The organism is Herbiconiux sp., assembly GCF_004297105.1.
Lineage (GTDB): Bacteria > Actinomycetota > Actinomycetes > Actinomycetales > Microbacteriaceae > Herbiconiux.
The window spans coordinates 261,888-271,155 of the sequence record NZ_SCVE01000006.1 but is presented as its reverse complement, the minus strand read 5'-3'; the positions used below and the strand labels follow the sequence as shown (position 1 = coordinate 271,155).

Annotated in this window: 7 protein-coding genes; 4 read left to right on the top strand and 3 right to left on the bottom strand. The window is 70.7% G+C overall.

What is annotated here, in order from left to right; genetic code table 11:
• Positions 1 to 235: 235 nt before the first annotated feature.
• Entirely contained in the window at positions 236 to 1,282 is a 1,047-nt protein-coding gene (locus tag EPO52_RS02765; protein ID WP_290801557.1) for a phosphotransferase, read from the bottom strand.
• Between the two features lie 60 nt (positions 1,283 to 1,342).
• On the opposite strand from EPO52_RS02765, the gene nudC reads away from it, so the two are divergent.
• Both nudC and EPO52_RS02755 read left to right on the top strand, forming a co-directional pair.
• Positions 1,343 to 2,335: an NAD(+) diphosphatase gene (gene nudC / locus EPO52_RS02760; RefSeq protein WP_290801554.1), complete on the top strand. Its 993-nt coding sequence runs from the start codon at positions 1,343 to 1,345 to the stop codon at positions 2,333 to 2,335.
• Positions 2,332 to 4,086 carry an ATP-dependent helicase gene (locus EPO52_RS02755; protein WP_290801552.1) on the top strand — a complete coding sequence of 585 codons (1,755 nt, stop codon included), beginning with the start codon at positions 2,332 to 2,334 and terminating at the stop codon, positions 4,084 to 4,086. The genes nudC and EPO52_RS02755 overlap by 4 nt, the downstream gene beginning before the upstream one ends.
• Positions 4,087 to 5,043: 957 nt before the next feature.
• Here the strand turns inward: EPO52_RS02755 and EPO52_RS02750 are convergent.
• Positions 5,044 to 5,769 (bottom strand): SDR family oxidoreductase, encoded by a 726-nt coding sequence (locus EPO52_RS02750; RefSeq protein ID WP_290801549.1) that lies wholly within the window; start codon positions 5,767 to 5,769, stop codon positions 5,044 to 5,046.
• A 119-nt stretch (positions 5,770 to 5,888) separates the two neighbouring features.
• On the opposite strand from EPO52_RS02750, the gene EPO52_RS02745 reads away from it, so the two are divergent.
• The gene (locus EPO52_RS02745; protein WP_290801548.1) at positions 5,889 to 6,302 is read left to right on the top strand and encodes a MerR family transcriptional regulator; all 414 of its coding nucleotides are present in this window, start codon (positions 5,889 to 5,891) and stop codon (positions 6,300 to 6,302) included.
• 260 nt (positions 6,303 to 6,562) lie between these two features.
• Here the strand turns inward: EPO52_RS02745 and EPO52_RS02740 are convergent, their stop codons facing one another.
• Positions 6,563 to 7,912 (bottom strand): zinc-dependent metalloprotease, encoded by a 1,350-nt coding sequence (locus EPO52_RS02740; protein ID WP_290801546.1) that lies wholly within the window; start codon positions 7,910 to 7,912, stop codon positions 6,563 to 6,565.
• 193 nt (positions 7,913 to 8,105) lie between these two features.
• Between EPO52_RS02740 and EPO52_RS02735 the strand changes: the two genes are divergently transcribed.
• The gene (locus EPO52_RS02735; protein ID WP_290801543.1) at positions 8,106 to 9,248 is read left to right on the top strand and encodes a PDZ domain-containing protein; all 1,143 of its coding nucleotides are present in this window, start codon (positions 8,106 to 8,108) and stop codon (positions 9,246 to 9,248) included.
• Positions 9,249 to 9,268: the final 20 nt, after the last annotated feature.

Sequence of the window (9,268 nt, the reverse complement as noted above, 5' to 3'; positions counted from 1 at the left end):
GTGTTGCCCGCGGCGTGGGCTTGCCACAAGTTGTGGCAAGTGGAGCGGGGGGGCTGGGGGTTGCGTGGGCGAGTTGCCGCGAAGTGTGGTTTGCGGGGTGGGGTTGCCACATGTTGTGGCAAGTGGAGTGGGGGCTGGGTGGGTGCGGGGGCGACTTGCCGCAAAGTGTTGCCTGCGGGGTGGGGTTGCCACATGTTGTGGCAAGTGGAGGGCGAGGGCGACTCGAGGGGTGGGGTCAGTCTTCGGCGATGCGGTTCGCGTGTGCCGTGGCCCCGGATGCGGCACCCGGGATCGGCGTGCGATCGAGCATGGCCTCCACGTCTTCGACCGCCATGATCTGGCCGGTATCGGTCGACAACGGGTTCAGGAGGTCGTTCTCGACGGTGGCCCGGAGGCTCGCCAGCATGGCCACCGCGTCGGCCACCACGGAGTCATCGCGGCTGTCGATGCCGTGCAGCAGCCAGCGGGCGATCTCGAGTTCGGCATACAGTCGGGCACGCTTGCGCAACTGGTGGTCGGCGGGCCGGGCGAGAGCGGCTTCATAGCCGTCGTACACGAGGTCGGCGCTCGATGCGCTCGACGCGGAGTTGAGCCAGTACAGGTCGAGGGCGGGATCACCGACGCGCAGGTTCTGCCAGCCGATCACTCCCGTGACCTGGTGATCGATGAGCAGGAACGACTCGGGTGCCAGGGCGCCGTTCACCACGGTGGGCTGGAACTGCCAGAGCGCACTGTCGTCGAGTGCCGTGGCCCAGCGTGTGAGCAGCTCCTTCGGCACCTTGCCGCTGGCTCCGGCGCGATCGGCGAGCTTGCGCGAGGTGACGGCGATCTGGGTGGCCGTGTTCGTGGTGAGCCCCGCATCCGACACCACCGAGGTGGGCAGCGAGTGCACGGCGGCGATGGCGCGCCCGATCGACACGGATGCGCTGTGCTCGCCCCCGACATCGGCCAGCGTCGCCGGGTGCCCCGGGATGAAGTCGTAGACCACGGCTCGGGTCTCGCCCACGGGCGCCTGGCCGACGAAAGAGGGGATGTGGAACGGCAGCCGCGACCGCACACCCGGCGTGAGCGCATTCAGCGCCACGAGGTCGCGCGACTGCTCCGATTCGGCGTCGGAGTCGACCGGCACACGCACGGCGTACTCCTCGCCCGAGCGCAGCGTGACGACGGCCGCGTCGAAGCGGCCGGCCGCGGAATTCGTGAGCGCGCGGGTGGCCACGATGTCGGCTCCGGCGACGGCCGAAGTCGCGAGCGCGGCTAGAGTGAGGTGGGATCTCGCCATACCTCTAGGGTAGGGCGGCTGGTCCCGGCCACGGCTTTCGCCACGCACGATTGAGCAACCATGTCACGCGCCTTTCAGTCCCTCCTGCCGCTTGCGCGGCACCGAATCGACCGCGATCACGCCGCGCGCACCGATCCCGGCCTCCTCGACAGCCACTGGGCCGCCGACGCAGCCCGTGTGCTCGTGCTGCACCGCGGTCAGGCGCTGGCCCGCACCGGCGCGAACCCCACCGGGTGGGACGGCTTCGGTCGCGCACCCGACCTCGTGGTGCGCCCCGAGCTCGCCTCCATCCGCCCCTCCGAGCTGCCCGATGTCGTGGCGGAAGCCCTCGGCGTGCGCCTCTATCTCGGGGTGTCGGCCGAAGGCGATCCGCATTTCGCCATCTCGGTGACGGATGAGCAGGCGCCGGCCTTCGAGACCGCCGACTCCAGCTGGGTGAATCTGCGCATGGTCGCCGCCGACCTCGACGACGCCGCCGCGGGCCTCTTCACCGAATCTCTCGCCATGTTCAACTGGCACGCCACCCACACGCACTGCCCGCGGTGCGGCGCCGAGACGCTGGTGGAGGCCGGCGGCTGGGTGCGGCGCTGCCCGGTGCAGGACATCGAGCTCTTCCCGCGTACGGATGCCGCGGTGATCGTGGGCATCGTCGACCGCGACGACCGCCTGCTGCTCGGTTCGAACGCGCTCTGGGAGAGCAACCGCTATTCACTGCTCGCCGGCTTCGTGGAGCCGGGGGAGTCGCTCGAGGCCGCCGCCATCCGCGAGATCGCGGAGGAGTCGGGTGTGGTGATCGATGACCCCGAGTACCTCGGATCGCAGCCGTGGCCGTTCCCCGCCTCGCTCATGGTGGGCTTCCTCGCCCGGGTCTCCGACGAGCACCCGGTGGAGCTGCAGCCCGACGGCGAGGAGATCCTCGACCTGCGCTGGTTCACCCGCGAGCAGCTCGCCGACCCGGCGAGCGGCGTGCTGCTGCCCGGGAGCTCCTCGATCGCCCGGGCGATCATCGAGCGCTGGTACGGCGGCCCTCTGCCCGAGCCGGAGCGCGCGTGACGGAACCCTCCGCCGACGCCCTGCTCGATGCCCTCGATCCGCAGCAGCGGGTGGCGGCACGATCGCTGCTCGGCCCGGTGTGCATCCTCGCCGGTGCGGGCACCGGCAAGACCCGGGCCATCACGCACCGGATCGCCTACGGGGTCGCCACCGGCGTGTACCCCCCGAACCGGGTGATGGCTCTCACCTTCACCGCCCGCTCGGCGGCCGAACTGCGCACGCGGCTGCGCGGACTCGGGGCGCACGGCGTCGCCGCCCGCACCTTTCATTCGGCAGCCCTCGCACAGCTCAACTACTTCTGGCCGCAGGTGATCGGGGGAGAGGCCCCCAAGATCCTCGACAACAAGGCGCGGGCCATCGCGCACGCCGCCGAGGGGCTGAAGCTGCGGCTCGACACCGCCACTCTGCGCGACCTGGCCGCCGAGATCGAGTGGCGCAAGGTCTCCAACCTCAGCATCGCCGAGTACGAGCTCGCCGCGCGGTCGAGCCGGTCGTTGCCTCAGGGGGTGTCGGTCGAGCAGATGGTGCAGGTGAGCGAGCGCTATGAGCAGCTCAAAGACGAGCGGCGCCAGCTCGACTTCGAAGACGTGCTGCTCGTGACCGCCGGCATGATCGAGGTCGAGCCATCCGTCGCCATCCAGGTGCGCGAGCAGTACCGCTTCTTCACCGTCGACGAGTTCCAGGATGTCTCACCCCTCCAGCATCACCTCCTCCAGCAGTGGCTCGGCGACCGCCGCGACCTCTGTGTGGTGGGCGATGCCAGCCAGACCATCTATTCGTTCGCGGGCGCGAGTGCCGACTACCTGCTCGGCTTCGGGCGGGCGCACCAGAGCGCCACCATCGTGTCTCTCGAGCAGAACTACCGGTCGACGCCCGCGATCGTGGCGGGGGCGAACCGGCTGATGCGGGGGAGGCCCGGAGCCCTGACCCTGCACGCGGCGTCGAGCAGTGCACCGGGCGCGGATGCGCCGGCTGAGGGTGCCCCGGTCGCGCAGCCCGAGCATCCGGACCCCGTCATCACCGCGTACGCCGACGACCAGGCGGAGGCCGCCGGCATCGCCGCCGACATCCGATCGCTCGTCGCGCAGGGGATCGAACCGCAGGACATCGCGGTGCTCTATCGCGTGAACGCGCAGACCGCGCTGCTGGAGCAGGCGCTCACGGCCGCCGGAGTGGCGTATCAGCTGCGCGGCGGTGCACGGTTCTTCGACCAGCCCGAGGTGAAGCGGGCCGTGATGGAGCTGCGGGCGGCATCCGTCTCCATCGTCGATGAGCCGCTGTTCAAGTCGGTGAGCGATGTGCTGCGCACGCGCGGCTGGTCGCAGGAGGCGCCCGAGGGTCTGGGTGCCGTGCGCGACCGGTGGGAGGCGCTGAACGCCCTCATGGGGCTCGCCGAGGGGATGCCGCCCGGCACGACGTTCCGGCAGTTCACCGACGAGCTGCTCGAACGGCAGTCGTCGCACCACGAGCCCACCGTGCGGGCGGTGACGCTCGCCACCCTGCACTCGGCCAAGGGACTCGAGTGGCGGGCCGTGTTCGTGGCCGGGGTGTCGGAGGGTCTGCTGCCGATCAGCCATGCTGCCGGGCTCGAGGGCGTCGACGAGGAGCGGCGGCTGCTGTACGTGGGGCTCACCCGGGCCAAGGAACGGCTCTCGCTCTCGTGGGCGGCCGGTGGGTCGCGGAGGTCGGGAGTTCGCGAGCCGTCGCGTTTCCTGGCGGAGACAGGCATCCGCAGCGCGGGTGGGGACTGACGGGCTCGAGCTCGTCGAGCCACTCGCCGGGTTCGAGGCCTTCGGCCACGGCGAGCCGCGGAAGACGCACCACCCGGGTCGCCCAGCCTCCGCCGGAAGAGCTCAGGATGCGCGCCACGACCGGTGCGAGCACCGCCAGTCCGTGGGCATCGGCTGACGGCGCTCGCCGACGTGCGAGCTGGGCGGCCAGGGCGGGCCAGGCCTCGTCGCGGTCGGTCTGGTGCAGTTCGAGGCAGGTGGCGCACGGGCCTCTGCCGGGAGACACCAGCGGCCCCACACGGATGGTGCGGTCGCCGAACCTCACCAGCAGATGCGGCACGTCGGCCCGCAGCCAGAGGCCCGCCGCCCGTGGTGACACCACGTAGTGCGACAGCACGACCGCGACTCGCTTTCCGGCGCCTGCTCCGGATGTCGCCCTCCACGCCGCACCGGGCTCGAGTGCGTGGCATCCTGTGTCGGCTGCGGGTGAGCGGGCGACGCCGCAGGGTGGCTCGCAGGGCACTTCGGCGCCCACGGACACCCGTGCGCCGAGCGCTCCGAGCAGCGTGTGGAGGGTCGCCGCATCCCGTGGGGGGCCGTCGATGGCGATGGTGTGCCCCGCGAGGGGTGGGGGCACCCGGTCGCACAGTGCGGGACCCACCCGGGCGAGCAGCTCCGCGACCCGCACCGGATTCCAGCCGTGCGACACCACGGCGTCGTCGAGCATCGCGGGCGTGACGCCCGCGCGGAGCAACTCGATCACGATCTCGTCGTCGGGCGAGAGGTCGTCGAGCACGATCACGGGTGGCTCGACACCCACCTGGAGGCAGAACGGCGTGCGCCACACGAGGGGGCGGGTGGGGTCGAGTCGGAGTGCCATCCGGGCATCCTGCCGCATCCGGAACGCTCGACATGAGTTGTCCACAGGCGCAGCACCGAGAATCGCCTGATTCCCTCCCGGCGCGGCTCCAGACCGGCTCAGTCGGTGCCGAGCAGCCCGGCCAACCGCGCGTAGAAGGCGGCGGGGTCACCGGCGAGGGAGGCCTTCACCATCGCGGTCCAATCGTCGACGATCACCTCGATCGCGCCGTCGGCGAGACCGTCGAACGACCGGCGTGGAACCTCACGGGGATCGATCTTCGGGCCGTCGTAGCCGACCGAGATGTCGGTGTCGGCCGCGCCGAGCAGCACGCCCTGCACGAACGTGCCCTGCCCCGCGAGTTCGAGGCGCACCCCGTTCGTCAGGTTCCACTCCGCCGCCTTCGCGGCCGAGTACGAGCCCGAGCCGGGAGTGGAGAACCACGACAGGGCCGACAGCACGTTCACGATCGCGCCGCCGCCGTTCGCCGCCAGCACCGGGCTGAATGCACGGACCATGTCGAGGGTGCCCCAGAAGTGCGTGTCCATCTCGCGGCGCACCTCGGTGAGATCGCCCGTGACGAGGGCGGCGCCCGTGGCGATGCCGGCGTTGTTGACGAGGAGGGTCACATCCGGTGCGGCGGAGGCAGCGGCGACCACCGAGTCGTGGTCGAGAAGATCAAGCCGCAGCGGAACGACCCGGGTGTCGTCGAAGTCGAGCGTCTCGGGCCGGCGCGCCGTGGCGTAGACCCTGCGGGCACCGCGGTCGAGCAGTTCGAGAACGAACTGGCGGCCGATGCCGCGATTGGCTCCGGTGACGAGGGCGATCTGGTCGGTGATGTTCATGACGTCCTTGCTTTTCGTGCGGATTCTGAGCTGCGCGGGTCTCGGAAGCCCCGGCGTCGAGTACTCTAAAACCTCACGTTGACGTCAAAGGCAAGTCGACGGGGAGGGCAGGGAATCGGATGCGCATCGGCGACGTCGCACAGCGAGCCGGGGTCAGCCCGCGGGCGCTCCGCTACTACGAAGAGCAGGGCCTGCTCACCTCGGAGCGCACCCCGAGTGGTCAGCGCGTCTATCCCGACGCGGCCGTGGAGCGGGTGCAGCTCATCCAGCAGCTGTTCACCGCCGGCCTGCCGAGCCGCAGCATCCTGCGGCTGCTGCCCTGCATCGACACCGGCCACGGGTCACCCGAGGCCTTCGAGCTGCTCGCCGCCGAGCGCGACCGCATCACGGCGGCGATGGCCGACCTTGCCTCCGCCCGCGATGCGCTCGACCGCGTCATCGATCTGGCCAACCACCCGACCCCCGAGCACTGCCCGGCCCTTCGCGAACCGGCCTGGGCGCCCTACAAACCCGAGCCTGTCACCGCGCACTGACCGCTGGCGACCAGGTGGGACATCCCCACTCCTGGTACGAAGCTCGCCGAAGACGGCCGAACTTGGCGCCAGAGTCGCAGATCTCCACCTGCGCTTCGGCCCGCGCCGACGGCAGCCGTGCGCCGACCCACCACGATCGGATGCGACATCCGCACCCCTGACGCGAAGCTCGCCTGATACGGCCGAGCTTGGCGCGAGAGGTGCTGATCTCCGCCCGCCTGCCCGGTGCCAGGGCAGCGCCACGCGTCGACGCCGTGCCCCTAGGGTGCGGGCGGCTGCTCGTCGTCGTTCTTCGCGGCTTCCTCGCGCAGCAGTTCGTCGAGCGCCTGGTCCATCTCGTCGGGCTCTGGGGCTCCTGCCTGCAGCCGGGCCACGAACGCGGCGGGGTCGTCGAGGTCGGTCGAGGTGGGCACCACGTCGGGGTGCGACCACAGCTCGTCGCGCTGATCCTGACCCACGGCATCCGTGACGGCCTGCCAGAGCGCCGCGGCGTCGCGGAGGCGCCGCGGCCGCAGTTCGAGGCCGATGAGCGCACCGAACGCCGACTCGGCCGGCCCGCCGGTGGCCCGGCGGCGGCGGACGGTCTCGGCGATCGCGTTCCAGCGCGGCAGCCGGCTCGATGCCTGCGCCGTCACGACGTCGACCCAGCCCTCGATGAGCGCGAGCGTGGTCTCGAGTCGCGCGAGTGCGTGCTCCTGCTGCTCCGTCTTCGGCGGGATGAGAGCACCGCTCGCCATGGCGTTGCGCAGCTCTTCGGGATTCGACGGGTCGAAACTCTCGGCGAGCTCTTCGAGCCGCGAGGTGTCGATCGAGATGCCCTTCGCGAACTCGGTGATCGACGAGATGAGATGCAACCGCAGCCAGCGCGCGTGCCGGAACAGCCGAGCGTGTGCCAACTCGCGGATGGCCAGATAGAGCTGCACCTCCGAGACCGGGATGTCGAGGCCGTCGCCGAACTCGGCCACGTTCTGCGGCACGAGCGCCGCCTGCCCCTCTTCGAGCAGCGGGATGCCGACGTCACCGCCCGACACCACCTCGCGGGAGAGCTGCCCCACGATCTGCCCGAGCTGCATCGCGAAGAGCGTGCCGCCCAGGTTGCGCATGAGCTGCGAGGCGCCGGCGATCATGCCGGCCATCTCCTCGGGTGCCTGGTCGCGCAGAACGTCGGTGAGGGCATCCGAGATGCTGACCGCCACGGGTTCGGCCAGCTGCGTCCACACGGGCACCGTGGCGGTGGCCCACTCGGCGCGGGTGAGCAGGCGCGGGGCGACCGCGGAGTCGGTGAGCGCGGTGACCTCGTCGAGCCACATCGACGCGATGTGCAGAGCCTGGTCGAGCGCGGCGCGGGTCTCGTCGGTGATGCCGAGGCTGCCCTGGCCGGCGATCTCCTCCGCCTTCTGGCGGGCCGCATCCCAGCTCACCCCGTCTCCGGAGGCCTGCATCGCGTTCTGCAGCTGCTGCATGAGCTGCGACACGGCGGCCGGATCGGAGGGCAGCCCGGCGGCGCTCGCGAGCTTCGATGGATCGATGTCGGAATTCCCCGAGAGGAATGCGTTCAGCATGTCGCGGAACTCGTCCTCGGGCTGGTCGCGGTGCTCGTCGCTCACCATGTCTCCTTCGTCGGCAGCGCGCGTGGCGGAGCGGGAGGCTCCCCGGAAGTTCCATGCGGGCTGTCAGATAGTGTTTCTACGCTAACTCCTGGCCCGCCGCCCAGGCTGGGTTTTCGCATAAGCTTGAGCGCTCGGTCGTGCGCCCGTGGCGAACACACACGACCACGCACCGACGCCCGAGCGAGAGGATCCCGTGAGCCTGTTCGAACCCGAGGACGGGCGCCCGCGCACCTCCCGCCGCGTGCGCACCGGCTGGACCCTTCTCGTCTCCGCCCTCGTTCTGGGCCTCGTGATGAGCTTCCTGCCGGCGCCCTACGTCATCGAGCAGCCCGGTCCGGTCTTCAACACCCTCGGCACGCAGCAGCAGGACGGTGAGGATGTGCCGCTCATCGCGATCACGGGCGCCGAGACCTACCCCACGGCCGGAACCCTCGACATGCTCACGGTCTCCGTGCGCGGCAACCGCGAGAACCGGCCCTCCTGGGCCGAGGTGGTCTCGGCCTGGTTCGACTCCAGCAAGGCCGTGCTGCCCATCGACCAGGTGTATCCGCCGAGCGTCACCACCGAGCAGCGCGACCAGCAGAACGCCACCCTCATGGTCGACAGCCAGCAGGAGGCCGTGGCCGCCGCCCTCACCGAACAGGGGATCGCCTTCGGCACCAACGTCACCGTCGCCGGTGTCGACCCGTCGGGCCCCGCGGCGGATTCCCTGCAGGCCGGTGACGTCATCCTCTCGGTGAACGGCGAGACGCCCTCCGACGTCGACTCGCTGAGAGCGGCGCTCGCCGCCAACGGAACGGATGCCCCGGCCACCCTCGTCGTCCGCCGCACCGCCGACGACGGCAGCACCTCCGAGCAGACGTTCTCGATCACCCCCACGATCTCGGCCCAGACGGGCGCCCCCGCTCTCGGTGTGAGCGTGGGCTACAGCTACGACTTCCCGTTCGACGTCGAGATCCAGCTCAACGACGTGGGGGGCCCGAGCGCCGGCATGATGTTCGCGCTCGGCATCATCGACATGCTCACCCCGGGCGAGCTCAACGGAGGCCAGAACGTGGCCGGAACGGGCACGATCGATGCCGCGGGCGACGTCGGACCCATCGGCGGAATCCGGCAGAAGATGTACGGGGCGCGGGATGCGGGGGCCACCTGGTTCCTCGCCCCCGCCTCGAACTGCGACGAGGTCGTCGGCCACGTGCCCGACGGCATCACGGTGTTCGCGGTCTCCACGCTCAGCGACTCGATCACCGCACTCGACACGATCGCGAGCGGCGGCGACACCTCGGCGCTCACCACCTGCGACGCCGTGCAGTCGACCCCCGCGCAGAGCGAGTAGGACTTCATCCGGGAGAGGGC